We start from the raw sequence: 24,140 nt of genomic DNA on the forward strand, positions 1-24,140 counted from the left end.
CTGGCCGGTCTTGCGGGCGGCCTCGATGAACACCTGCAGGTTCGCCCGCGCCGCACGCTGGCCCACAAACTCCGACAGGCTCAGCGGACGGATGCTCGATTCCGCCTCGCCGACGTGTGCCTCAGGAGTGAGCAGTGCCTCTTTTTTGGGTTTTATCATGCGGTGAGACTCCGCCCCATGACGGCAATCCGGCCTGTCGGATCAAGGGCTTGGCCCTGCGGTGGCCTCACGGATGCCTCGCGGGCGGCCTATAGGGCATCTCAGGCGGCCTGCGCCGCGACGGGGAACGGTTGGAGCAGGACGCGGCGGCCCTTCAGGTCGTGCACCGTCACCTGCCATTGCGACCAGTCGGTGCGCGCATCGCTGCCCATCACGGCGTGGGCGACCCGGCGGGCCCGGTCGGTCAGCCGGCTCGGCTGGCGGATATCCGCGCCCTTCGCGTCGAGGACGCACTCGTAACCGTTGGTGCAGTGAAAGCGGTACCGGGCCATAGGCTCGCTCCTGTCGTGCCGTTGCGAGGCAACCTCCGTGCGTATGTTCTACATATGTTCTTAACGGAGTCCAGGGCGAGATCCGGGTGCCGTGGCGGATTGTCGGCCTCTGTTCTCAAGTCCGTCCGGTGAGCGCCGCGATCCGCGCGGCGAGGGCGTCGACATCGGCCTCGGCATGGGCGGCCGAGAAGGCGACGCGGAGCCGCGCGGTGCCCGGCGGCACGGTCGGCGGCCGGATCGCCACCACGAGGAAGCCCTCCGCCTCCAGCGCCCGCGACAGGGCGAGCGCATCCTCCGCCGCGCCGACGAGGACGGGCACCACCGCGCTCTCGGCCTCGGGCAGGCCGAGGCGGGCCGTGAAGCGGCGGGCGAGCGCGAGCGGCCGGGCGCAACGCGCGGGCTCCGCCTCAAGGATCTCCAGGGCCGCGAGCGCGGCCGCCGCGGAGGCGGGCGGCAGGCCCGTCGTATAGACGAAGCTGCGGGCGCGGCTCGTCATCAGGTCGACCACGGCGCGCGAGGCGCAGAGATAGCCGCCATAGGAGCCGAGCGACTTCGAGAGCGTGCCCATCTCGAGCGGCGCCCGCGGGCCGCCCTCGGCCACGCCGAGCCCGTGCGCGTCGTCCACCAGCGTCCAGGCATCGTGCGCCTCGGCCACGCCGAGGATGTCGCCCATCGGCGCCCGGTCCCCGTCCATGCTGAAGACCCGCTCGGTCAGCACGAGGCAGTGGCGGTGCGCCGCCCGCTCGGCCCGGAGCAGGCGCGCGAGGTCGGCGACGTCGTTGTGGCGGAAGGCGGCGACCGTCGCCCCCGACAGCCGCGCCCCGGCCCACATGCAGGCATGGGACAACTCGTCGAGGAGGACGAGGTCGCCGCGCCCCGCGAGCGCCGGGGTGATGCCGAGATTGGCGAGGTAGCCGCTGCCGAAGACCAGGGCGGCCTCCTTGCCCTTGTGGGCGGCGAGCCGCGCCTCCAGCGCGTCGAGGACCGGGTGGTTTCCGGTGACGAGCCGCGAGCCGCCGGACCCCGCCCCGTAGGCGGCGACCGCCGCCTGCGCCGCCGCGATCACCCGCGGGTCGTGGCTGAGGCCGAGATAGTCGTTGCAGGAGAAGGAGACGAGGCGGCGCCCGGCGCGGCCCGCCGCGGCGTCCGGCCCGCGCTCGGTGGGGACGAGGCGCCGCCGCAGGGCCGCCTCGTCGAGGGCGGCGAGCTTGTCGCGGGCGAAGGCATCGAGACTCGACATGGCGCCCATGGCGCCGCGCGCGGCCGCCGTGTCAAGCACCTCCCTTGACCGGAGCCCGCGGCGCTTCCATCCCCGCCGGATGAGCGAGGCGGAGCCGAAGCGCCATCTCTGGCGCCCCTACACCCAGATGCGGACCGCGCCCGAGCCGTTGGAGGCCGTGCGCACGCAGGGCAGCCGGATCGTGCTGGCGGACGGGCGCGAACTGGTGGACGGCATCGCCTCGTGGTGGACGGCGGTGCACGGCTACAACCACCCGCACATTGCCCAGGCCGTCGCCGACCAGCTCGCGCGCATGCCGCATGTGATGTTCGGCGGCCTGACCCATGCCCCGGCCGAGCGCCTGGCCGCGCGGCTCGCGGACCTCCTGCCCGGCGACCTCGACCACGTCTTCCTGTCCGATTCCGGCTCGGTCGCCGTCGAGGTCGCCCTCAAGATGGCGGCGCAGCTCTGGCTGAACCGCGGTGTGGCGGGCCGCAGCCGCGTGCTCGCTTTCCGCGACGGCTATCATGGCGACACGATGGGGGCGATGTCGGTCTGCGATCCCGAGGAGGGCATGCACCGCCGCTTCGGCCGCTACCTGCCCGAGCAGGTGTTTTGCGACTTGCCGCGGAGCGAAGCGGCGACGGCGGCGCTCGATGCGGCGCTCTCCCGGCACGGGAAGGAACTCTGCGCCGTCATCGTGGAGCCGCTGGTCCAGGGGGCCGGCGGCATGCGCATGCATCCGCCCGAGGTGCTGGCGAGCGTGGCCCGGCTCGCAAAGCGCCACGGCCTGCCGCTGATCTGCGACGAGATCTTCACGGGCTTCGGCCGAACCGGCACGCTGTTCGCCTGCGAGCAGGCGGGCATCGTGCCCGACATCCTCTGCCTGTCGAAGGCCCTGACCGGCGGCACCATGGCGCTCGCCGCCACGGTCGCCACCACCGAGATCTTCTCTGCCTTCCTCTCGGACGACCCGGGCGCGGCGCTGATGCACGGGCCGACCTTCATGGCGAACCCGCTCGCCTGCGCGGCGGCCGAGGCGAGCCTCGACCTGTTCGCACGCGAGCCCCGCCTCGCCCAGGCCCGGGCGATCGCGGACAGGCTCGCGGCGGGGCTCGCCCCCCTGCGCGGCCGGCCCGGCATCGCCGATGTGCGGGTGCTCGGAGCGATCGGCGCGGTCCAGTTCGAGAGCCCGCCCGACCTCGCCGACCTGAAGGCCCGGCTGCTGGCCCACGGCGTCTGGGTGCGTCCCTTCGGGGACGTTCTCTACCTGACCCCCGCGCTCACCATCGGTGCCGCCGATCTCGACCGCCTCATCGCGGCGGTGGTCGCGGAGGCGGCTTGAGAGCCTGTTCGAGCAGGTCTTCACCCCGTTGATCCCGTCCTCCACCTCAGGATGAGGCGGATGGGTGGGATGAGACGGATCTCCGCATCACGTTCGAGCGGTCCCGCTCGAACGGGCGCCGAGCGGGCTATCCACGGCCCTCGGGCTGCCTCCGGTGCCTTTCTCGCCGGGCGCGGGAGACTCACCGGCCAATGCCGCCTAGGCTCGAGCCTTGGGGAGCCGGGCATGCCGCTGCAACCCGCACGGGCTTTGCCCGTTGGGTTGAGGGCGGGCACGCGGGCGGCGGCTCCGAACGGGACGCTGGAGGATGCGAAACGTGGCGAGCGAGCAGACGATCCCTCAGGACGACCGGCCGGTGATCCTTCTGGTCGAGGACGAGGCCCTGACGATCATGGATCTCGGCGACGTGCTGGAGGATGGCGGATACGATACCGTGCAATGCGCCTCCGCGGAGCGAGCCCTGAGCATTCTCCAGGCCCGGCCCGACATCTGCGGCCTCGTCACCGATGTGGAGCTGTCCGGCAAGACCAACGGCTTCGAGCTTGCGAGTTCCGTGGCCGAGGTGCGCCCGCAACTGCCGATCCTGATCGTATCCGGCCGCGCCGCGCCCGATCCCGAACGGATGCCGCCGGGCGCGCAATTCCTGGCCCGCCCCTGCAGCGGTGCCGAGATCCTCGACCGCCTCCGGCAGCTGATGCCCTGCTGAGCCGACGCTTCCCCGGCGAGCTTCCCGGGGATCGCGAGCGCCGTTGTCATCTCAGCTTCACGCCCAGCCGTCACAGGCTTCCCCGCGCCCTGGGTTCCGCGACGGATCCCGGGACGCGGTGCTTGGATGCCGGGCGAGCGAGGTGCACGATGGCGGCGGCGGACGAATCTTCGGCGACCGCGCCGGGTAGCGAGACCTTGGGCCATTCCGTGATCAAGGCGAAGCGCGGCAAGCACGACAAGGATTCGGCGCAGGGCGCGGGCCGGCGCATCCGGCCGCCGGGCGCCAAGAGTGTCGGCTGGGCTCTCGTCCAGGCCGCGCGTCTCCACCGCGCCCGCATCGGCGACAGGCTCGCCGCCCTCAACCTGTTCGCCGGCCAGGAGCAGGTGGTGCAGGCGCTGGCGGCTGCCGGCACCATGACCATGGGCGACCTGGCCGCGACCCTGCGGGTGCGGCCGCCCACCGCCTCCAAGACGATCTCGCGGCTCGCCGCCCTCGGCGTGGTCGAGCGGCGCGCCGAGGCCGGCGACGGGCGCATCGTGCGCGTGCGTCTCACCGAGGCCGGGCTCGCCAAGGCCGAGGCGATCGAGCGCCTGTGGGACGAGGTCGAGGCCGAGCTTCTCGAGGGGTTCGACAGCAAGGACCGGCGGCGCCTGCGCAAGCTCCTGCGGCGCGCCGCGCGCAGCCTCGCGGATGCGGCCGGCGTCTCCGGCCACGACAGCGAGGCGGATGCCGAGGAGCTCGAGGTCGAGGAGGACGAGATCGAGGCTGCGCAGAGCGCGGCGGCGCATCTGGTCTGAGGGGCTTCGGGCCCGGATTCGATAGCCTCCGGTTGAAGAACGACCGCACCTCGTCCTCAAGCAGCTCCCACTCAAGCACCTCATCCTGAGGTGCCGCGTCAGCGGCCTCGAAGGAGGCCTCCAGGGATCTCGGCGCTATCTGGAGGGCTCCTCCGAGGTCTCCGCTTTGCTGCGGCGCCTCAGGATGAGGTCGCGGAGGGGAGGAACGGCGCGTGCCGGCCGAGAGCATGGTCCGCGGACGTGCTCGTCGGTTGCGCGGAAGAACATGCCCTACCGCCGCGCGCAGAGCGCGAGCGCCGGCCCATTGGCGTGGTTCGGCTCGTCGAAGGCGACCGAGACCGTGAAGCCGCGGTCGCGGAAATAGGCGAGCAGGCTCTCCCGCTCCAGCCAGATCGCGTAGGTCTCGGCGCCGCCGCTGAAGCCCTGCCAGGACTTGGCGACGTCGGGATAGAGACGACGCACGCCGCGATAGGGCGTGTCGCCCAGCGGCATCGGCGGCCAGAACAGGGCGCGGTCGCCGCGGCCCGCGAGGCTGTCGGCGTCGAAGACGTGGGTCCAGAGGAAGACCCGGTCGGTGCGGGCGCAGATCAGGTCGAGCAGGCGCAGCGGCTCGGTCATGTGGTAGAGCACGCCGCAGGCGATGATCGCGTCGAAGCGGGGGCAGGTCTCGAGATAGGGCAGGAAGCTGCCGAGCTTGAACCGCGTCCGGGACAGCCCGAACATCTCCTTCACGCACAGGCATTTGAGGAAGGCCCGCGGGTTGGCCTCGATGGAGACGATGGCCCGCGCCCCGAGCGATTCCAGCAGCGTCGCGTGCGCGCCCTCCAGCGGCCCGAGTTCCAGGACATCCAGTCCCGCGAAGGGGCCGATCAGCCCCTCCGCCCAGTGGATGCGGTGATCGGTGAACAGGTGGGCGTGGCCGGGCTCCGCGACGAGGCCGCGCTCGGCCGGCATGGACGAGGACCACTCGCCCTGGAAGAGGTCGACGATGTTCTGGTCGGACGGCGCCGTGTCCAGAAGCTTCGACTCGATGGCCATGCTGAAACCCTGACGACGCCCGGGCGCTCCCAGCCCGGACGGATGCCGGTTCGATGCCAGGGGAGCGCGCCAGGGCGAGAACCGGACGTCGCGACCCTATAGGCCGCCGGGGCCGCCCTGTCCCCTCCCTCCGCGGCTCACGGCGGCGACGGCCGCACGGGGCGCCCGTCCTGCTCGCAGCGCAGGGGCCCGCTGCCGTCGAGGGCGTGGACCCGGACCTGCCCGCCGAGCGCCGCGCAGCGGGCGCGGAAGCCGCCTTCCGGCCGGTGGAAGCTCCAGATCGCCACCATCGGCACCACCATGATCAGGCAGATGCTGCCGATCACCAGGGCCGCGGCCCAGGCATGGCCGCCGGCCCGGGCCGGCCGCTCCGGCCGCTCGGGCGGCAGGGGGGCCAGGAAAGCCAGCGTGAGCCCGATTGAACCAATTGCACTCATCGGCCGCTCCACCCCTGTGGCGCAAGACGTGGCGCCGGCCGCAAGCGGCCGTCCCGATCCGAGATTAGGGCGCCACGGGCCGCTTGCGAAGGCGGCTGGGGCGCGGGGCGTGGTCGCGGCGGGATCGCGGGGGGAGCCTCAGCCGAACACGTCCCAGCGGATGAACATGGCGAGCGACACGATCGCGAAGATCGCGAGCAGCAGCGGGTTGCCGAGATAGATCGCGGCGGCGAGCAGACCCGCCCAGGCCGCCAGGATGCCGAACATGATCGCGATGGCGACGGGATTCACGAAAGGGGCCTCACAGCGCTCGGAGCCAGGCCCGTGCCGCCCGCCTCATGCGGCCATCCTGACCTCTGCCCGGTCCGTCTGTCCACCGTGCCGGATCACCGGCCGGCCGCGGTGTCTGGCTCTGCGTCTGGCTCTGCCTGCGACATCGCCCGGTCGAGGGCGCCGAGCAGCTCCGCCGCGCGCGGACGCCCGGCCGGGTCCGGCTGACGGCAGGCCTGAGCCAGGGCGCGCAGCTCGGCGACGGCCGGCGGCGCGGGCCGGCAGCGGTCGAGGATCTCGTCGAGCAGGATCCCCAAGGCCCGCGTCTCGATCCGCTGCAGGGCCTCCCCCGCGGCGCCCGCGGGCAGGACGCTCGCCGCCCCGAAATCGCTGAGCACCGCGTCTCCGGAGGTGCCGTCCCAGAGCAGGTTGTGGGCGTAGATGTCGCCGTGGATCAGGCCACCGGCATGGAGATGCGCGGTGCCCGCCACGGCGGCACGGGCGAGGCGGAGCCCGACCGCGGGCGCCAGCGCGAGGCCGGGGGCATAGATGTCGCGGCTGCAGCTCGCGAGGCTGGGTGGTCCGGCGAGCGCCCGCCAGCCGGCGGGCAGAAGCGGCATCAGCAGCCCCTCGAGGCCCTCGGGATGTCCGACCACGCGCCCGAGCCCCCCGCTCAGATGCGGGTGGGCGCCGGCCGTGAGGCAGGCCGTCATCTCCCGCTCGGGCAGCCCGTCGCTGGTCATCGCGCCCTTGAACAGCTTGAGCGCGACCGCCCGGCCCGCGCCGTCCCGGTCGTCGTCACGGCGCCAGAGCGCGGCGTGGACGCGGCCCGAGGCGCCCTCGCCGAGGAGCGCGCCGGTCTCGATCGCCGACCAGGGCACCCGGGTGGCGCTCCCGGCGGCGGATGCGGGCTCGCACGGGTTGCCGGCGCAGGCGAGCCAGGCGAGCGCCGGCAGCGCGGCGATCCAGCCGGGCAGGGTGTCCAGACGGTTCGCCGCGATCCGCAGCAATTCGAGATCGGGCGCGCCGGCAAGGCTTTCCGGCAGGGCCGCGAGGCGGTTGCCGGAGAGCATCAGCTTGCGCAGGAGCGGGCGCTCGCCGATCGCCCGCGGCAGGGCGGCGATGCGGTTGTCGGTCAGCGTGAGCCAGCGCAGGCGCGGGGGCAGGCTCTCGGCCGGGACCTCGGCGATGCCCGAGCCGCGGCAGCCGATCTGGCTCAGCGCGGCGCAATCGCCGAGGGCGGGCGGCAGCCGCGCGAAGCGGTTGCCCGAGCCGAACAGCACGCGCAGACGGGCGAGCCGGCCGAGATCGGCCGGCAGGTCGGTCAGGCTGCCGGGGCCGAGATCGAGCACCTCCAGCGTGTCGGCGAGGCCGAAGATCTCCCGCGGGAATTCGGCGAGGCCGCCCGGCAGGCGCAGCTCGCGCGCGCCTGCGAGGTCGCCGCGGCGGAGCGCGGCGAGGGTGTCGGCTTTGGCCTGCATCGGATCGGTCGAGCCTCGTGGCGCGCCGGATCAGTAGCCCAGCGCGCTGCCGTCCTTGCGTGGATCGGAGCCCGCCACAAGGGTTCCACGCGCGTGGTCGATCCAGATGATCTGGCCGCCGCCGATCGGCAGCGGCGCGGGGATGGCCGCGTGGCCGCGGGCCCGCATGCCGGCGACGACCTCTTCGGGGAAGCCCGATTCCATCTCGACCACGCCGCCATAGGCGAAGCTGCGCGGGGCATCGAGGGCCTCCTGCACGTCGAGGCCGCGATCCAGGAGGCCGCTCAGCAGCTCGACATGGCCCATCGCCTGGTAGTGCCCGCCCATCACGCCGAAGGGCGCGACCGCCCGGCCGTCCCGCATCAGCATGCCGGGGATGATCGTGTGCATCGGACGCTTCCTCGGCGCGATCGTGTTCGGATGGCCCGGCTCGACCCGGAAGCTGAAGCCGCGATTGTGCAGCAGCACGCCGCTCTCCGGCCCCATCAGGCCCGTCCCGAATCCCTGGAACAGCGAGTTGATCAGCGAGAGCGCGTTGCCGTCGCGGTCGACCACGCAGAGATAGACCGTGTCCTTGTGCGCCACCTCGTTGGCGATCTCCGGATAGATCTCCGGCTCGCGGGCGCGCGCCATGTCGATGGCGCCGCGCGCCGAGGCGCGCCACGCGTCGGAGAGCAGATGCTCCACGGGCACGGCATGCAGGTCCGGATCGGCGAAGAGCGCGTCGCGGTGGTGGTAGCCCTGCTTGCAGGCCTCCGCGAGGAGATGGACCCGGTCGAGTTCGGACAGGGCGCCGACGTCGAACGGCTCCAGAACGTTCAGCATCATCAGGGCGGCGAGACCCTGGCCCGAGGGCGGGCATTCATAGACGTCGTAGCCGCGGTAGCGCGTGGTGATCGGCGTCACGATCTCGGGCGCCGCCGCAGCGAAATCCTCTTCCGTGTGCAGGCCGCCGAGGCCGCGCAGATGGGAGACGATGTCCCGGGCGACCGGCCCCTCGTAGAAGCCGCGCGGCCCCGCCTCGGCGATGCGCCGCAGGGTCGCGGCGAGCTTCGGCAGGCGCATCGTGGCGCCGATGCTAGGGGCCGCGCCGTCCACCAGATAGGTCGCCGCCGCGCCGGGATCGTGGCGGACCCGCTCGACGTTGCGCGCCCAGTCCCAGCCGACCCGCGGCTGCACGGGAAAGCCGGTTTCCGCGTAGCGGATCGCCGGCTGGAGCAGGGCGCCGAGGGAGCGCGTGCCGTGGTCGGCGGCCAGTCTCGCCCATGCGGCGATGGCGCCCGGCACCGTGACGGCATGGGGCGAGGTCGGCGTGATCGTGACGCCGTTCTCGAGGTACCACGCGTCGGTCGCCGCGGCCGGGCTGCGGCCCGAGCCGTTGAGGGCGATCGGCACCGCGGCGCCCTTCGGGGCGTAGAGCGCGAAGCAGTCGCCGCCGATCCCGGTCATCAGCGGGTCGACCACGCATTGCACCGCCACCGCCGCGATGCCGGCATCGACCGCGTTGCCCCCTGAGCGCAGCACCTCGATCGCCGTCAGCGTGGACAGCGGATGCGACGTCGCCACGGCGGCCTCGCCGGCATGGACGGGCGAGCGCCCGGCCCTCTGGAAATCACGCACGCACCAGTCCTCCTGTGTCCCCTCGCGTACGGCATGATGCATGCCAGAGCTTGGCCGAGCCAGGGCGGAGCTCTGCGGTCCGTGCAAGGCTGCGACCGTCTGACCTGACCTGGCCGGGTTGCCGGCCGGGCTTTGCGAACGATTTGCCCGCTCCACCTATCCACGCGCTCCAGACCACCGGATCTCTCCCACCGGCACGCGGCGGACACTCCCCGGATGCACATCCATCTCGATGCCATCGGCGGGATGGCGGGCGACATGTTCGCCGCCGCCCTCCTCGACGCGTTCCCCGAGCACGAGGAGGGTGTCCGGGCCAGCATCCGACTGGTCGCGCGCGCCGTCGCCTGCGAACTCGTCGCGCACAATGACGGAATCCTGCAGGGGCGCCGCTTCGTGGTCGAGGCCGGGCCGGACCCGTCCGAGGCCCGCCGCCACGGCCATACCCATCCCCATTCTCATGCGCACGAGGCCCGGGATCACGGCCATCCCCACGGGGCGCACGCGCATCGGCACTGGTCGGGGATCCGCGCGGATCTCGAAGCCGCCGGGCTCGACCCGGCCGTGCGTGCCCACGCGCTCGCCATCTTCGGCCACCTCGCCGAGGCCGAGGCACGGGTGCACGGAATCCGGGTCGAGGACGTCGCCTTCCACGAGGTCGGCGCGCTCGATTCCATCGCCGACATCGTCGCCGCCGCTCATCTCGCCGCCGCGACGGGCGCGACATCGTGGAGCGTCTCGGCCCTGCCCCTCGGCTCGGGTCGGGTCCGCACCCAGCACGGCGTCCTGCCGGTGCCGGCCCCGGCCACCGCGCGCCTTCTCGAAGGCTTCGCCACCCTCGACGACGGGGTGCCCGGCGAGCGCGTGACCCCGACGGGCGCCGCGATCCTGCGCCATCTCTGCGGGCCGGCGGAGCAACGGCAGACGGCGGCCCGGATCCTCGCCCGCAGCGGCATCGGCTTCGGCACGAAGACCCTGCCGGGGCTCAGCAACTGCGTGCGCGCCCTCGTCCTGGAAGACCGGGTGGCCCCGGCGGCCGGCGGCCACCGCGACCTCGCGGTGATCGAGTTTGAGGTGGACGACCAGGCGGCCGAGGACCTCGCCATGGGGCTCGACCGGCTGCGCGCGCACGGAGACGTATTCGACGTCGTCCAGATGCCGGTCTTCGGCAAGAAGGGCCGCATGATGACCCATATCCGCGTTCTCGCCCGGGCGGAGGCGGTCGAGGCCGCGGCCGAGGCCTGTTTCCGCGAGACCACGACCATCGGGTTGCGCCACCGCATCGTCTCGGGCCTCGCGCTGCCGCGGGCGAGCCGCAGCGTCGCGGTCGGCGGCCATGCCGTGCGGGTGAAGGTGGTCCATCGTCCCGGGGGCGCCACCGCCAAGGCCGAGGCCGACGACGCCCTGGCGGCCGAGGGCCACGCCGCCCGCGCCGCCCTCCGGCGCGAGGCCGAGCGCCTCGCCCTCGAGGCGGAGACGGCGCGGGAGGAACGGCCATGAGCGCGGAGGCTCTCGATGCGCTCATCGCCGGGATGGGCCCGCTCGCGGTGGCGGTGAGCGGCGGCGTCGACAGCCTGACCCTGGCGACCCTCGCCCATCGCCGCCTCGGGAGTACGGCGATGCTCGCGGTGCACGCGGCCTCGCCGGCCGTGCCCACGGAGGCGACCCGGCGCGTGCGCGACCTCGCGGCCCGCCAGGGCTGGCGCCTGCGGGTGATCGAGGCCGGCGAGTTCGCCGATCCCGCCTACCGCGCCAACCCGGTCAACCGCTGCTTCTTCTGCAAGACCAACCTGTACGGCGCCATCGCGCAGGTCACCGACTGGCAGATCGTCTCGGGCGCCAATCTCGACGATCTCGGCGAGTACCGGCCCGGCCTCGACGCGGCCCGCGAGCACGGCGTTCGCCACCCCTTCGTGGCCGCCGGCCTCGACAAGGCGGCCGTGCGGCGGCTGGCGCGCGGGCTCGGCCTCGGCGCGGTCGCGGACCTTCCCGCCTCGCCCTGCCTGTCGAGCCGCGTCGAAACCGGGATCCGCATCGAGCCGGAGACGCTCGCCTTCATCCACGCCGTCGAGCGGCTCGTCGGCGGCGCGCTGGCTGCCGACGGCGCCGAGACGCGCGTGCGCTGCCGTGTGCGCGAGGTCGGCGTCGTGGTGGAACTCGATCCGCGCAGCCTCGCCCTGCTCGACGCGCGCGTGCGCGCCGAACTCGACGCGGCGATCCGCTCCCGCGCGCCCGACCGCCTGCGCGGCGCGGTCCGGTTCGCGCCCTACCGGAACGGCAGCGCCTTCCTCCACGCCGAGGCCGCGCGATGAGCCTGTCCGACGAGTTCACCCTCGACTTCGCCCGCCCGGAGCGGATCGGGCTGGAGGAGACGGTCTATGCCGCCGGCAAGTCGGCCGAGCAGATCGACGCCATCCTGGCGGCCGCCGAGGCGCGAGGCGCCGGGCTGTTCCTGACCCGGCTCGATCCCGACAAGCGCGCCCGTCTCACCCATGTCCTCGATTACTGCCCCGTCTCCCGCACCGCCGTGCTCGGCCGGGCCCGGCCCGTCGCGGGTCCGGCGCGGGTGGCCATCGTCGCGGCCGGGACCTCGGACGTGCCGGTGGCCCGCGAGGTCGAGCGCACTCTCGCCTATGCCGGTCTCGCCTCGACCCTCGTCGCGGATGTCGGCGTCGCCGGCCTGTGGCGGCTGCAGCGGCGCCTGGACGAGATCCGCGCCCATCCCGTCGTCATCTGCGCGGCGGGCATGGATGCGGCCCTGCCGAGCGTCCTCGGCGGCCTCGTGCCGGGCGCGCTGATCGCGGTGCCGACCTCGGTCGGCTACGGCGTGGCCGCGGGCGGCCGGGCCGCCCTCGACGCGGTGCTCGCGAGCTGCGCCCCCGGCATCACCGTCTGCAACATCGACAACGGCTACGGCGCGGCCTGCGCCGCGATGCGGATCCTGCACGCCGCCCAGGCGCTTTCGGAGGTGACGCGATGACGACAAGACAGCCCGCCCCGATCCGGGGCCTCCAGCCCGGAGAACCAGCATGGAACGCCGCAGCTTCCTCCAGGGCGCCGTCCTCGGCGCCGGACTCACGGCTTCGCAGGGAGCGGCAGCCGCTTCACAGGGTGTGGGAACTGCCGTGAGCGCGCCCGGCCTGCCGGGCACCCGGCCGCAAGACCCCGCCGACCTGCCCTTCGTCTCCGATCCCGGCGAGATGCGGGGCGAGATGCTCTACCGCCGGTTCGGGCGCCACGCGGAGACGATCTCGGCGATCGGCATGGGCGGTTTCCATCTCGGCAAGAACGCCGTCTCGGACGACGAAGCCACGCGGCTGATCCATGCCGGGATCGAGCGCGGCATCACCTTCATGGACAATTGCTGGGACTACAACAAAGGCCGCTCGGAGCTGCGCATGGGCGTCGCGCTCTCGCAGGGCGGCTACCGCGACAAGGTCTTCCTGATGTCCAAGATGGACGGGCGGACCAAGCAGGAGGCGATGCGGCAGATCGACGAGTCGCTGAAGCGCCTGCGCACCGACCGGATCGACCTCGTCCAGCACCACGAGATCCTGCGCTTCGACGATCCCGACCGCGTCTTCGCGGAGGACGGCGCCATGGAGGCCTTCGTCGAGGCGCGCAAGCAGGGCAAGCTGCGCCATATCGGCTTCACCGGTCACAAGGATCCGCGCATCCACCTGCAGATGCTCGAGGTCGCGGCCGAGCGCGGCTTCCAGTTCGATGCGGTGCAGATGCCCGTCAACGTGATGGACGCGCATTTCCGCTCGTTCAGCCACCTCGTCCTGCCCTATCTCGTCCGGAACGGCATCGCCCCGCTCGCCATGAAGACCTTCGGCGACGGGGTGATCCTGAAGAGCGACGCGCCGATCAAGCCGATCGAGTACCTGCACTTCTCGCTCAACCTGCCGGTCTCGGTGGTGATCACCGGCATCCAGAACCAGCGCGACCTCGACCAGGCCTTCGAGGCGGTGAAGACCTTCCAGCCGATGGACAAGGCCCGGGTCGCCGAGCTGCTCCAGCGCAGCCGCCCCTACGCGCTGGAGGGCAAGTACGAGCTCTTCAAGACGAGCGCGACCTTCGACGGCACGGCCAAGAACGCGGCCTGGCTCGGCGAGGACGTACCAAGCGTGCAGAAGCTTGCCCCGACGATGGAATGAGGCTTCCATGCAGCGCACTCCAACACGAAGGCTTCCGATGATCCGACGCGCCCTGCCGCTCCTGCCGGCCCTCCTCCTCCTCGCTCCCGGCGCGGCGCTCGCCCATCCCGGCCACGGCGAGGCGGTGGGCTTCGCGCAAGGGTTCGCGCACCCGCTCGGCGGGCTCGACCACGTGCTCGCCATGGTGGCGGTGGGCCTGCTCGCCGGCCTCCGCGGCGGCGCGGCGCGCTTCGTCCTGCCGGCGGCCTTCCTCGCCATGATGGCGGCCGGCGCCGGGCTCGGCGTCGCGGGGATCGGCCTGCCTTTCGCCGAGACAGGAATCGCCCTGTCGATCGTCGCCTTCGGCCTCGCCATCCTGTTCGGCCTGACGCTGCCGCTGCCGGGCCTCGTCGCGCTGGTCGGCGCCTTCGCGGTGTTCCACGGCTACGCCCACGGCGCCGAGATGCCGGAGACGGCCTCCGGCCTCGCCTACGGACTCGGCTTCCTCGGCGGCACCGCCCTGCTGCACGCGGCCGGCCTCGGCCTCGGGCTCATCGCCGCCAGCGAGCGCCGCGCCGCCCCGGCCATGGGCGCGGCCGTGGCCCTCTCCGGCCTGACGCTCCTCGCCGGCGCGTTCTGAGGGCTTCTACGACATCCGTCCGATCCCTTCGGGATGGCGGATGTCGATGTCGCTCAAGCGCCGCGCGGGCTTGCCGATCCGGTTTCCGCGTGGATCGAGCGGAAACCGGATCACGCCTTCACGAGGCCGAGCCGGGCGCGGCGCTTCTGCAGCCAGAGCACGGCGCAGAGCGAGACACCGATCACCGCGGCCGAGACCGCGGTGGTCAGGGTGCCGAGCGCGTAGATCTCCGGCGTCGTCACCGTCGTGGTCAGCCCCTGCAATTCGAGGGGCAGAGTGTTGCGCCCGCCGATCGCCTGGCTGGTGCGGGCGAGCTCGTCGAAGGACAGGGTGAAGCCGAACAGGGCGACGCCGACGAGGGACGGCGCCAGGATCGGCACCACCACATGGGTCAGCGTCTGCGCGCCGCTGGCGCCGAGGTCGCGCGCCGCCTCCTCGTAGGCCGGGCTGAAGCGGTTGAACACCGCGAACATGATCAGGAGGCCGAAGGGCAGCGTCCAGGTGAGATGCGCCCCGAGCGCCGAGGTATAGAGACCCATCGCGGTGCCGTGGTCCTGGAGGAACGACCAGCCGGTGGCGGCGGCCGCCGCCTTGATCGCGTCGTCGATCAGGCGGAATTCCAGGCCGATCCCGAGCGAGACCACGATCGAGGGCACGATCAGGCTGGCGACCGCGAGCGCGAACAGCGCGCCCGAGCCGCGAAAGCCCTTGCGGAAGGCGAGGCCCGCGAAGAAGGCGAACACCACGCTCAGCACCATCGTGACGAGGCCGAGCCGAAGGGAGCGCCCGAAGGCCGCCCAGATGTCGACGACGCCCACGCCCGCCCAGAGCCGCGAGAACCAGTGCGTCGAGACGCCGTTCAGCGGGAAGGTGAGCCCGCCCTGCGGGCCCTGGAAGCTCAGCACCAGGATCGTCAGCGTCGGCCCGTACAGGAACAGCACGTAGAGGGCGAAGACGGCCGCCAGGACGTAGAAGGCGAGGGTGCGGGGTCTGTCGTTCACGCTAGAGCTCCCGCCGCAGGTCGATGAGCCGCGTCAGACCGGCGATGATCAGCATCACGGCACCGAGCAGCACCATCGCGTTGGCGGCGGCGGCCGGGAATTGCAGATAGGACATCTGCACCTGGATCACCTTGCCGACCGAGGCGATCTGCTGGCCGCCCATCACGCCCACCGTGACGAAATCGCCCATCACCAGGGTGATCACGAAGATCGAGCCGATGGCGATGCCGGGCTTGGTGAGCGGCAGGATCACGCTCCACAGGGTCTGCCAGCCGGAGGCGCCCGCATCGTAGGCGGCCTCGATCAGCGCCCGGTCGATCCGCGCCATCGCGTTGAAGATCGGCACGATCATGAACACGGTGTAGAGGTGGACGAAGGCCAGCGTCACCGCGAAGTCGGAATAGAGCAGGCCCTCGATCGGCGCGCGGATCAGGCCGAGCCCCATCAGCGTGTCGTTGACGAGCCCGTTGCGCCCGAGCAGCGGGATCCAGGAGATCATCCGGATCACGTTCGAGGTCCAGAACGGGATCGTGCAGAGCAGGAACAGCACCGTCTGCATCGTCCGGGTGCGGACATGGAAGGCCAGGAAATAGGCCACCGTGAACCCGACGAGCAGCGTCGACGCCCAGGTCAGCGCGCAGAGCTTGAGAGTCGAGAGGTAGGTCCGCGCGGTCGTGCAGAGGTCCGAGGCGTTCAGGCAGCCCTCGAAGATGTCCCGGTAGTTCTGCAGGGTGAAGGCGGGAATGATCTCGTACTCGTTGTACTCCCAGAAGCTGACCATCAGAGTCAGGGCGAGCGGGATCGCCAGGAAGACGAGGAAGACGAGCGCCAGCGGCCCCGCCTGGAGATAGGCGAGGCGCTGCCGGCGGCGCTCTTCCGTGCGCAGGCCCGGCGCGGCGGGGGCGGCGGCGTCCGCCGGGGCGGGGAGGGCGAGGTCGGTCATGAACGGTCCCGCAGGCTGTTCCTCCCCCGCCTGCGGGGGAGGGCTCGGCACGTCACGCCGCGATGAACTCGTTCCACTTGCGGACCATGTAGGTGTTCTCGTCCATCACCGCGTTCCAGCAGGCGACCGCGCCCATGCGGTCCTTGAACGAGCCGCCGTCGCGGGTGGCGCCGGCCTTCTCTAGCACGGTGCCGTCGGGGCCCTTGATGTCCTTCTCGGCGGGCTTGCCCTCCATCCAGTAGGCCCACTCGTAGGGCTCCATCTGCGCCTGGGCGGTCTCCAGCACCGCCGAGTAGTAGCCCTGGCGATTGAGGTAGGCGCCGGCCCAGCCGGAGAGGAACCAGTTGACGAAGTCGTAGGCCGCGTCGAGCTTGCGGCCGGTCAGCGTCTTCGGGATGCCGAAGCCCGAGGCCCAGGCGCGGTAGCCCTCCTTGAGCGGCTGGTACACGCACGGCACGCCCTGCGAGCGCACCTTGGTGACGGCGGGCGACCACATCGACTGGATCACCGTCTCGCCGGAGGCCATCAGGTTCACGGATTCGTTGAAGTCCTGCCAGAAGGCCCGGAACTGGCCTGCGCGCTTGGCCTCGATCAGGAGCTTGATGGTGCGGTCGATCTCCGCCTTCGTCATGTTGCCCTTGTCGGCATAGGTGTAGTCGCCGGTCGCCTCCACCACCATCGCGGCATCCATGATGCCGATCGAGGGGATGTTGAGGATCGAGGCTTTGCCCTTGAACTCCGGATTCAGAAGCTCCTTCCAGCTCGCGATCGGCCGCTTGATCAGATCGGGCCGGATGCCGAGCGTGTCGGCATTGTAGGTGGTCGGGATCAGCGTGATCCACTCGGTCGGGGCGGTCGCGAACGTCTTGCCGGTCTGCCCCTCCAGATAGAACACCTTCTTGGGCGCCGTGCCCTGGTCGCCGATCGCCTTGCCGTCGAGCATGCCCTTGGTGAAGACGGAGGTGATCTTGTCGGCGTACTTGATCCGTTTGGCGTCCATGCCCATCAGGTTGCCGGAGGGCACGATCTTCTTCAGGCTGAAATACTCGGTGTCGACGAGGTCGAAGGAGTTCGGCTGCGTCACCACCCGCTTCGTCACCTCGTCGGTCACCACCGGGATGTAGTCGATGGTGATGCCGAGATCCTCCTTCACCTTCCGTGCGATGTCGGCGGACTGGTTCACGGCCGTGCCGAGGTAGCGCAGCGTCACCGGCTCGGCGGCATGGATCGCCGGGAAGCCGGTGATCGGGCCGGCGCCGAGCGCGAGCCCCGCGGCGCCGGCTCCCTTCAGCAGGCTGCGGCGGGTGGGGGTGCTGGTCTCGCTCATGGCGTGGCTGTTCCCTGTCCTGGATCCGGATGACGTCGACATGCTCAGGCGTTCAGGCGGTGGGCGGCCTCCGGGTCCCAGCCGACAGCGACCACGTCGCCGAGGCCGAGCGGCGCGGCGGCGAAGGCCCGGTCGCTGAGGATCGCCGTCAGCGCCGCCGGCCCCTCGGAGGGACGCCCTGGCCCATCCATGTCGGGGGCGAGAAGGTCGAGGCCGGCATGGTCGAGGCCGATATGCACGCTGGTGCCCTGGTACTCGACGGCGACGACGCGGGCCGGGCGGGCATCGGGCCCGGCATCGGGGCCGAGCCGCATCCGGTCCGCGCGCACGGCGACCGGCCCGTCGGGCAGCGCGATCACGTTGTGGCCGCCGATGAAGCGGGCCACGAAGGCGGTGGCGGGCCGTTCGAACACGGTGCGCGGGTCGGCCGCCTGCTCGATGCGCCCGGCATTCATCACCACCACGAGGTCGGAGAGCGCCATCGCCTCCTCCTGGCTGTGGGTGACGTGGATGAAGGTCAGCCCGAGGTCCTTCTGGATCCGCTTCAGCTCGACCCGCATGCGCACGCGCAGGAACGGGTCGAGAGCCGAGAGCGGCTCGTCGAGCAGAAGCACCTTGGGCTCGGTGACGAGCGCGCGCGCGAGCGCCACGCGCTGCTGCTGCCCACCAGAGAGCTGGGCCGGCAGCCGCTCGGCGAGGTGGCCCATCTGCACCAGATCGAGCATCGCCAGGGCGCGGGCCCGGCGCTCGGCCTTCGGGCGCCCGCGCATCCGCAGGCTGAAGGCGACATTGTCCCGGCAGTTCAGGTGCGGGAACAGCGCGTAGCTCTGGAACATCATCGCGGTGCCGCGCTCGGCCGGCGCCGCGTCGCCCACCGAGCGGGGGCCGATCACCACGTCGCCGTCGGTCACGGCCTCGTGGCCGCCGATCATGCGCAGCGTCGTGGTCTTGCCGCAGCCCGAGGGGCCGAGCAGGCAGCAATACGCGCCGGACCGGACCTTCAGGTCGATCCCGTCCACGGCGATCGTGTCGCCGTAGCGCTTGGTCAGCCGGATCAGCTCGACGTCCATGCGGTCCTCCCCGCCGAGTGGGGAGCAAGGGGCAGGCCAGGGCCGGCGCCCCCGGTCGCTCACGCGCTCGTGAGCGAACCTCCCGAATCGCGGGCTGATCTGCCCGAAACAGAGCACCCCTGCATCATTTCTGTGCAGGGGTTCGAGAGGCTGTCAATTTGGAGCGTGGTCAGGCCCGGCAGGATTCGAAGCCAGACCGGATCGCCTCCGGGTCGAGGTTGCGCCCGATGAAGACCACGCGCGAGACGCGCGGCTCGTCGGCCCGCCAATCCGCCTGAAGGTCGCCATCGAGGATCATGTGCACGCCCTGGAAGACGAAGCGCTTCGGCTCGTCCGGGAAGGCGACGATGCCCTTGCAGCGCAGGATGTCCGGTCCCTGGACCTGAGTCAGGTTCGAGATCCAGGGCATGAACCGCTCCGGATCCACCGCGCCCTCGATCCGTGCCGAGACCGACTGGATGTCGGCGTCGTGGTGATGGTGGTGGCCCTCCTCCAGGAACTCCGGCTCGATATCCAGGATCCGGCCGAGATCGAAGGCGTTGCGCTCCAGCACCGCGTCGAGGGGGACGGCGCAGTTCCGGGTCCGGTGGATCGTCGCGAGGGGGTTGATGCCCCGGATCTGCGCCTCGACCCGGTCGAGATCCTCCGCGGAGACGAGGTCCGCCTTGTTGAGCAGGATCACGTCGGCGAAGGCGATCTGGTTCCGGGCCTCGGGGGCGTCCGTCAGACGGTCCGAGAGCCATTTGGCGTCGGCCACCGTCACCACCGCGTCGAGACGGGCGGCCTCGCCTACGTCCTGGTCCACGAAGAAGGTCTGGGCGACGGGGGCCGGATCGGCGAGCCCGGTCGTCTCGACGATGATCGCGTCGAACTTGCCGCGCCGCTTCACCAAGCCGTCCATGATCCGGATCAGGTCGCCGCGCACCGTGCAGCAGACGCAGCCGTTGTTCATCTCGAACACTTCCTCGTCGGCGCCGACGACGAGGTCGTTGTCGATGCCGATCTCACCGAACTCGTTGACGATCACGGCGTAGCGCTTGCCGTGGTTCTCGGTGAGGATCCGGTTCAGGAGCGTCGTCTTGCCGGCACCGAGATAGCCCGTGAGCACGGTGACGGGGATCTTGGAGGCCGCGGCGGACGCGGCTTCTGACATCGCTTCGGACATGACGGCTCTTCACGATCGGCGGGGCGAACCCCGGGGATGCCGCACGGATGCGGCCGGTCCCTGTCATATTGTATCATCCGCCCCGGATGGAAGGTGTCACCGGAGGCCAGCGGGTCGGCGGTCCGCCGGGAGGAATGAGCAATTTTGTGCAGGGCCTTTCGCAGGTTTGAACAGAAAGCGCTCAAAGAATTCAAAATTTACCGATCACATTCCCGCAGCCGCGCGGTTTTTTCACGGCATAATCGTCCGGGTTGTGCTATAGGCCAAGCCTGTTCTCGGTCCGGCAGGAATTGGAATGCTCAGATCGGGAGAGGCAATCCTTCCGGGGATCGGAGCGGCGCATGGCCTGTTCCGAAACTCTGGAGAGAGCGGTGGTTTCGATGGTTCCGGAGGGCACCCTTGCTTAACCTGCAGGCCGCAGTGCAGCGCTCGGCTCGGGCCGAGACACTCGGGCAGATCGCCGACCTCGTCGGGTGCTCGGTGGAGGCGCTCAGTGATGGGCGCGGTCGCCCCGACCTGCGCGAGGTTCTCGAACTGGTGAGTCTGTGGCCGGTGCTCGACGCCACCACCCGCACCCGTCTCCTCGACGAAGCCCGCCGGGCCGCGACGGCGTGAACGGCCGCGCCTGACCCTCTCCGACGCCGAAGCGGCCGCCGACCCGGCGAACGGAGACGCCTCGGCGCCGGCTCGACAGCATGGTCTGCGGACGGGGATGCCGGATTTGCGAACGAAATTGCGGCCCACTCAGAGCCTGTTGGAGCGGGATCGGCTGATCCTCCCGCAGAGATCCGGCTCATCCCACCAAACCACCTCATCCTGAGGTGCGATGCGACAGCCGAGCCTCAAAGGAGGCCTCCAGGGATCACCGCGCTATCTGGAGGGCTCCTTCGAGGCCGCTGTCGCGGCACCTCAGGATGAGGCCGAGGACAGGATCAGCGGCGTGAACACCCGCTCGATCCGCTCAGACAGAGTCTCGATCGGGTAGAGCATTTTCCGCAGAAGTGATTGCCGGTTCTGCGAAATAAAATGCGGCCTCATCAATCAGATAGAGCGTTTTTCGTGATCCAATGATCTAGCGCGTGCTTTTGTCTGGCTTCCAAGTCTGCGCTGCGATCTCCGCCGTCTCGACCAGGGCGGCGTAGAGCCCGGGCTCTGCATCGTGCGCGCCGGCGCGGATCGCCCGAGCCAGCCGTCCGGCGCGATCACCCCCATCATCCGCCACCGTTGCGAGGGCGCGCGCCCAGGCGGCCTCCCGCGCGCCCTCGGCCTCCATTTCGCGCATGACGATGCCGATCGCGTTGGCCACCATCAGGGCGACGAAGCGCGGCCGGCCGGCGAGGCCGGGGGCGACCTCGTCGAGCAGGGCTTGCCGTGCAACCTCGAGGAGGGCGCGGCCATGGGGCTCGTCGTGCATGGTCAGGCGCTCCAGGCGTCCGGGGCGGTCATGCGCAGGACGGCACGCTCCAACTCCGCCGCCATCCGCCCGGTCAGGGCGAGTTCCAGGGAGGTCTCGCGGCCGGAGACGTGGCGGAATCCCTGCTCGAGGGCGATCACGGCCCAGCGCAGATGGGCCATCACCTCCCAATAGGCCACGCGCGCCGGATCGACCGTGCCGCCGGCCTGCCTGTAGCCCTGGTAGAAGGCGGCGCGTGGGGCGATGCCGCCGGCCTCGAGATCGGGTCGCCCGAAGCGCCAGCAGGCGGCGCAGAACCAGCCGAGATCCTGGGCCGGGTCGCCCCAGCCGGCGAATTCCCAATCGAGGATGGCGGTGAGGCCATCCGCGTCGACCATGTAGTTCCCGGTACGGAAGTCGCGATGCACCAGAGCGGGGGCCGGGCAGGGCAGGGCGTGCCGCTCCGCCCAGCGCAGGCCCCACTCGATGGCGGGGCGCGTCGCGCCGATCCCGTCGAGGCTCGCGCGCAGGGCCCGGATCTCGGCCCGCGCCGGATCGGGATCGGGGCCGCCCAGGAAGGCGAGGTCCGGCGGCGCCCCGCCGGTCGGAAGGATCGTGTGAATGCGTGCGAGCTGGCGCCCGAGCTCCTCCGCGAGCCGGGTGCGGTCGCCGCCGAGGCCCGCCTCCTTCACGATCCGGGGGCCGAGCCCGACGCCCGGCACGAGCCCCATCAGGGCGAAGGGCGCGCCGATCACGCCGGCATCGGCGCAGAAGCCGACGGGCTCCGGCACGCGCACGCCCGCGCGATGCGCCGCCTCGATCAGGCGGAATTCCTGTTCCCGCGTCCGGCTCGACGCGATCGTGGCCGCCGCGTCCTTGCGCAGGACGAAGTCCCGGGCGCGGTCCCCGATCACGCAGCGCAGTCGCCAGTTCTCCTGGATCGCGCCGCCGCTGAGCGGGCTGATCTCGGCGAGCGCGAGATCGGGCGCGCCGAGCCGTGCGGCGATCCAGTCGCGCAGGGCCGCACGGGGCTCCGCATCCAGCATCTCCGCGTCCCGCATGGGGTCAGAGCCCCGAGACGAGGTGGCCGCCATCGACCGCGACGACGCTGCCGGTCATGTAGCTGCCGGCGTCGGAGGCGAGGAGAAGCAGGGCGCCGTCGAGTTCGCGCGCCTGACCCAGGCGGCGCTGCGGCACGCGCTTGATCATCGCCGTGCCGGCCGCGGAGGCGAAGAACGCCGCATTCATCTCGGTCTCGACGTAGCCTGGTGCGAGGGCGTTCACGCGCACGCCGTGGCGGGCCCATTCGAGGGCGAGGCTCTTGGTGAGCTGGATCACGCCCGCTTTCGAGGCCGCGTAGGCGGAGACGCCGCCGGTGACGCGCAGGCCGAGGATCGAGGCGATGTTGACGATGCTGCCGCCTCCCGTCGCCGCCATGCGGCGGCCGGCCTCCTGGGCGGCGAGGAACACGCCCTTCAGATTGGTATCGAGCACCGCGTCCCAATCGGCCTCGTCGAGGTCGAGGGCGGCGGCGGGCGCCGCGATGCCGGCATTGTTGACGAGGATGTCGAGGCGGCCGAACCGCTCTTCGGACGCAGCGATGGAGGCGGTCACGCTCGCGCGCTCCGTCACGTCCATCACCACCGCCTGCGCCTGGCCGTCTGCCGCCTCGACCGCGGCGAGGGTGTCGGCCAGCGCCTCGGCGCGGCGGCCGGCGAGACTGACCCGTGCGCCGGCCCGGGCCAGCGTCCCGGCGAAGTGCCGCCCGAGGCCGCTCGACGCGCCGGTGACGAGGGCGTGCCGCCCCGCGAGGTTGAACAGGTCCGTCATCCCGGAGCCTCAGTTCAGCCGCTCGACCGCGAGGGCGATGCCCTGCCCGCCGCCGATACACATGGTGACGAGGCCGTGACGGCCCCGGATGCGGGCGAGTTCGGCCAGGAGCTTCACGGTGATGATCGCGCCTGTGGCGCCGATCGGGTGACCGAGCGCGATGGCGCCGCCGTTCGGGTTCACCCTGGCCGGGTCGAGGTCGAGCTCCCGCGAGACCGCGCAGGCCTGGGCCGCGAAGGCCTCGTTCGATTCGATCACGTCGAAATCGCCCGCCTTCAGGCCGGTGCGCTCGCACAGGCGACGCACCGCCGGCACCGGGCCCATGCCCATCTCGGAGGGGTCGACGCCGGCATGGGCATAGCCGACGAGCCGCGCCAGGGGCCGCAGGCCGGCGCGCTCGGCCGCGCGTTCGCTCATCAGGACGAGGGCGGCGGCGCCGTCGTTGAGGCCCGAGGCGTTGCCCGCCGTCACCGTGCCCTCACGGGCGAAGGCGGGCTTGAGCTTGGCGAGGTCGGCCGGGCTCGTGGCCTTCGGGTGCTCGTCCGTGTCGAAGGTCGCGGCCTTGCGGTTCACCGTGACCGCGACGGGCAGGATCTGATCCCTGAAGCGGCCCTCGCGGATCGCTGCCTGCGCCCGCGCCTGGCTCTCGGCGGCGAAGGCGTCCTGGGCATCCCGCGAGATGCTGTAGCGGCTCGCCACGTTCTCGGCGGTCACGCCCATATGGCCGTTGCCGAAGGGGTCGTTGAGGGCGCCGAGCATGTAGTCGAGGGCCTTCACGTCGCCCATCTTCTGGCCGAAGCGGGCGGCGGTGAGGAGGTGGGGCGAGCGGCTCATGCTCTCGGCGCCCGCCGCCACCGCGACCTCGGCATCGCCCAGGAGGATCGCCTGCGCGGCCGAGACGATGGCCTGGGCGCCGCTGCCGCAGAGGCGGTTCACGGTGAAGGCCGGGACCTCCTTGGGCACGCCGCCCTCCATCGCGGCGACGCGGGCGATGTAGGCGTCCCGCGGCTCGGTCGGGATCACGCTGCCGACCACCACGTGCCCGACGCGGTCGCCCGCGATCTCGGCCCGGCGCAGGGCCTCGGCGATGCAGAGCGCCCCGAGCCGGCTCGGCGGCTCCGCGGCGAGGCTGCCGCCGAAGGTGCCCACCGCGGTGCGCACGCCGCTGACGATGACGACGCTCTCGGCCATGGCTCTGTCCTCCAACTCTTAATGTGTTCGCGCGCGG

Annotated in this window: 25 protein-coding genes and 1 pseudogene; 9 read left to right on the forward strand and 17 right to left on the reverse strand. The window is 71.6% G+C overall.

Annotation, left to right across the window (positions count from 1 at the left end):
- The 3 genes and pseudogenes from MET9862_RS18410 to MET9862_RS18420 all read right to left on the reverse strand — a co-directional run.
- Nucleotides 1-159 (reverse strand): annotated as a pseudogene (locus MET9862_RS18410) (Holliday junction branch migration DNA helicase RuvB); the annotation flags it as partial.
- A gap of 101 nt (nt 160-260) precedes the next feature.
- Entirely contained in the window at nt 261-491 is a 231-nt protein-coding gene (locus MET9862_RS18415; RefSeq protein WP_142584351.1) for a DUF6894 family protein, read from the reverse strand.
- A gap of 115 nt (nt 492-606) precedes the next feature.
- Nucleotides 607-1,731: an aminotransferase class I/II-fold pyridoxal phosphate-dependent enzyme gene (locus MET9862_RS18420; protein ID WP_142584378.1), complete on the reverse strand. Its 1,125-nt coding sequence runs from the start codon at nt 1,729-1,731 to the stop codon at nt 607-609.
- Nucleotides 1,732-1,810: 79 nt separating this feature from the next.
- Between MET9862_RS18420 and MET9862_RS18425 the strand changes: the two genes are divergently transcribed.
- The 3 genes from MET9862_RS18425 (at nt 1,811) to MET9862_RS18435 (ending at nt 4,561) form a co-directional block, all read left to right on the forward strand.
- Nucleotides 1,811-3,055: an adenosylmethionine--8-amino-7-oxononanoate transaminase gene (locus tag MET9862_RS18425; protein ID WP_142584352.1), complete on the forward strand. Its 1,245-nt coding sequence runs from the start codon at nt 1,811-1,813 to the stop codon at nt 3,053-3,055.
- Between the two features lie 307 nt (nt 3,056-3,362).
- Nucleotides 3,363-3,761 carry a response regulator gene (locus MET9862_RS18430; protein ID WP_438616631.1) on the forward strand — a complete coding sequence of 133 codons (399 nt, stop codon included), beginning with the start codon at nt 3,363-3,365 and terminating at the stop codon, nt 3,759-3,761.
- A 149-nt stretch (nt 3,762-3,910) separates the two neighbouring features.
- Nucleotides 3,911-4,561, forward strand: coding sequence for a MarR family winged helix-turn-helix transcriptional regulator (locus MET9862_RS18435; protein ID WP_142584354.1), 651 nt, complete (start codon nt 3,911-3,913; stop codon nt 4,559-4,561).
- Between the two features lie 270 nt (nt 4,562-4,831).
- Here MET9862_RS18435 and MET9862_RS18440 read toward each other — a convergent pair whose 3' ends face one another.
- The 5 genes from MET9862_RS18440 to MET9862_RS18455 all read right to left on the reverse strand — a co-directional run bounded on the left by MET9862_RS18440 (nt 4,832) and on the right by MET9862_RS18455 (nt 9,407).
- Entirely contained in the window at nt 4,832-5,599 is a 768-nt protein-coding gene (locus tag MET9862_RS18440) for a class I SAM-dependent methyltransferase (RefSeq protein ID WP_142584355.1), read from the reverse strand.
- A 137-nt stretch (nt 5,600-5,736) separates the two neighbouring features.
- Entirely contained in the window at nt 5,737-6,036 is a 300-nt protein-coding gene (locus tag MET9862_RS18445) for a hypothetical protein (protein ID WP_142584356.1), read from the reverse strand.
- A gap of 138 nt (nt 6,037-6,174) precedes the next feature.
- A complete protein-coding gene (locus tag MET9862_RS29495; RefSeq protein ID WP_185156924.1) occupies nt 6,175-6,327 on the reverse strand; it encodes a hypothetical protein in 153 nt (50 codons plus the stop codon).
- 95 nt (nt 6,328-6,422) lie between these two features.
- The gene (locus MET9862_RS18450) at nt 6,423-7,787 is read right to left on the reverse strand and encodes a leucine-rich repeat-containing protein kinase family protein (RefSeq protein ID WP_142584357.1); all 1,365 of its coding nucleotides are present in this window, start codon (nt 7,785-7,787) and stop codon (nt 6,423-6,425) included.
- 30 nt (nt 7,788-7,817) lie between these two features.
- Nucleotides 7,818-9,407: a gamma-glutamyltransferase family protein gene (locus MET9862_RS18455; protein ID WP_142584358.1), complete on the reverse strand. Its 1,590-nt coding sequence runs from the start codon at nt 9,405-9,407 to the stop codon at nt 7,818-7,820.
- Nucleotides 9,408-9,623: 216 nt separating this feature from the next.
- Here MET9862_RS18455 and larC point away from each other — a divergent pair, with 216 nt between their 5' ends.
- The 5 genes from larC to MET9862_RS18480 all read left to right on the forward strand — a co-directional run bounded on the left by larC (nt 9,624) and on the right by MET9862_RS18480 (nt 14,183).
- Nucleotides 9,624-10,904 (forward strand): nickel pincer cofactor biosynthesis protein LarC, encoded by a 1,281-nt coding sequence (larC, locus tag MET9862_RS18460; RefSeq protein WP_142584359.1) that lies wholly within the window; start codon nt 9,624-9,626, stop codon nt 10,902-10,904.
- A complete protein-coding gene (gene larE, locus MET9862_RS18465; protein ID WP_142584360.1) occupies nt 10,901-11,716 on the forward strand; it encodes an ATP-dependent sacrificial sulfur transferase LarE in 816 nt (271 codons plus the stop codon). The genes larC and larE overlap by 4 nt, the downstream gene beginning before the upstream one ends.
- Complete coding sequence (larB, locus tag MET9862_RS18470) at nt 11,713-12,384, forward strand: nickel pincer cofactor biosynthesis protein LarB (RefSeq protein ID WP_142584361.1); 672 nt, start codon at nt 11,713-11,715, stop codon at nt 12,382-12,384. The genes larE and larB overlap by 4 nt, the downstream gene beginning before the upstream one ends.
- A gap of 145 nt (nt 12,385-12,529) precedes the next feature.
- On the forward strand, nt 12,530-13,564 hold the full coding sequence (locus tag MET9862_RS18475) for an aldo/keto reductase (protein WP_244612787.1): 1,035 nt from the start codon (nt 12,530-12,532) through the stop codon (nt 13,562-13,564).
- Nucleotides 13,565-13,601: 37 nt separating this feature from the next.
- A complete protein-coding gene (locus tag MET9862_RS18480) occupies nt 13,602-14,183 on the forward strand; it encodes a HupE/UreJ family protein (protein WP_185156925.1) in 582 nt (193 codons plus the stop codon).
- A 110-nt stretch (nt 14,184-14,293) separates the two neighbouring features.
- Here MET9862_RS18480 and MET9862_RS18485 read toward each other — a convergent pair whose 3' ends face one another.
- From MET9862_RS18485 to MET9862_RS18505, 5 genes are all read right to left on the reverse strand, one after another.
- Nucleotides 14,294-15,184: an ABC transporter permease gene (locus MET9862_RS18485; protein WP_142584363.1), complete on the reverse strand. Its 891-nt coding sequence runs from the start codon at nt 15,182-15,184 to the stop codon at nt 14,294-14,296.
- 1 nt (nt 15,185) lies between these two features.
- A complete protein-coding gene (locus tag MET9862_RS18490) occupies nt 15,186-16,127 on the reverse strand; it encodes an ABC transporter permease (protein WP_142584364.1) in 942 nt (313 codons plus the stop codon).
- Nucleotides 16,128-16,179: 52 nt separating this feature from the next.
- Complete coding sequence (locus MET9862_RS18495; protein ID WP_142584365.1) at nt 16,180-17,454, reverse strand: ABC transporter substrate-binding protein; 1,275 nt, start codon at nt 17,452-17,454, stop codon at nt 16,180-16,182.
- Between the two features lie 44 nt (nt 17,455-17,498).
- Entirely contained in the window at nt 17,499-18,524 is a 1,026-nt protein-coding gene (locus tag MET9862_RS18500) for an ABC transporter ATP-binding protein (RefSeq protein ID WP_142584366.1), read from the reverse strand.
- Nucleotides 18,525-18,693: 169 nt separating this feature from the next.
- Nucleotides 18,694-19,677, reverse strand: a complete 984-nt coding sequence (locus MET9862_RS18505; protein ID WP_142584380.1) for a CobW family GTP-binding protein — start codon at nt 19,675-19,677, stop codon at nt 18,694-18,696.
- A gap of 411 nt (nt 19,678-20,088) precedes the next feature.
- Between MET9862_RS18505 and MET9862_RS18510 the strand changes: the two genes are divergently transcribed.
- Entirely contained in the window at nt 20,089-20,304 is a 216-nt protein-coding gene (locus MET9862_RS18510; RefSeq protein WP_142584367.1) for a hypothetical protein, read from the forward strand.
- A 457-nt stretch (nt 20,305-20,761) separates the two neighbouring features.
- Here the strand turns inward: MET9862_RS18510 and MET9862_RS18515 are convergent, their stop codons facing one another.
- Genes MET9862_RS18515 through bktB form a run of 4 tightly spaced genes read right to left on the reverse strand, consistent with a single transcriptional unit; the run spans nt 20,762 to nt 24,103 of the window.
- The gene (locus tag MET9862_RS18515; protein WP_142584368.1) at nt 20,762-21,103 is read right to left on the reverse strand and encodes a DUF6285 domain-containing protein; all 342 of its coding nucleotides are present in this window, start codon (nt 21,101-21,103) and stop codon (nt 20,762-20,764) included.
- Nucleotides 21,104-21,105: 2 nt separating this feature from the next.
- Nucleotides 21,106-22,128 carry a phosphotransferase family protein gene (locus tag MET9862_RS18520; protein WP_142584369.1) on the reverse strand — a complete coding sequence of 341 codons (1,023 nt, stop codon included), beginning with the start codon at nt 22,126-22,128 and terminating at the stop codon, nt 21,106-21,108.
- Between the two features lie 19 nt (nt 22,129-22,147).
- Nucleotides 22,148-22,912 (reverse strand): SDR family NAD(P)-dependent oxidoreductase, encoded by a 765-nt coding sequence (locus tag MET9862_RS18525; protein ID WP_142584370.1) that lies wholly within the window; start codon nt 22,910-22,912, stop codon nt 22,148-22,150.
- 9 nt (nt 22,913-22,921) lie between these two features.
- Entirely contained in the window at nt 22,922-24,103 is a 1,182-nt protein-coding gene (gene bktB / locus MET9862_RS18530) for a beta-ketothiolase BktB (protein WP_142584371.1), read from the reverse strand.
- Nucleotides 24,104-24,140 lie beyond the last annotated feature (37 nt).

Origin of the sequence: Methylobacterium symbioticum (assembly GCF_902141845.1) — a bacterium.
Taxonomy (GTDB): domain Bacteria; phylum Pseudomonadota; class Alphaproteobacteria; order Rhizobiales; family Beijerinckiaceae; genus Methylobacterium; species Methylobacterium symbioticum.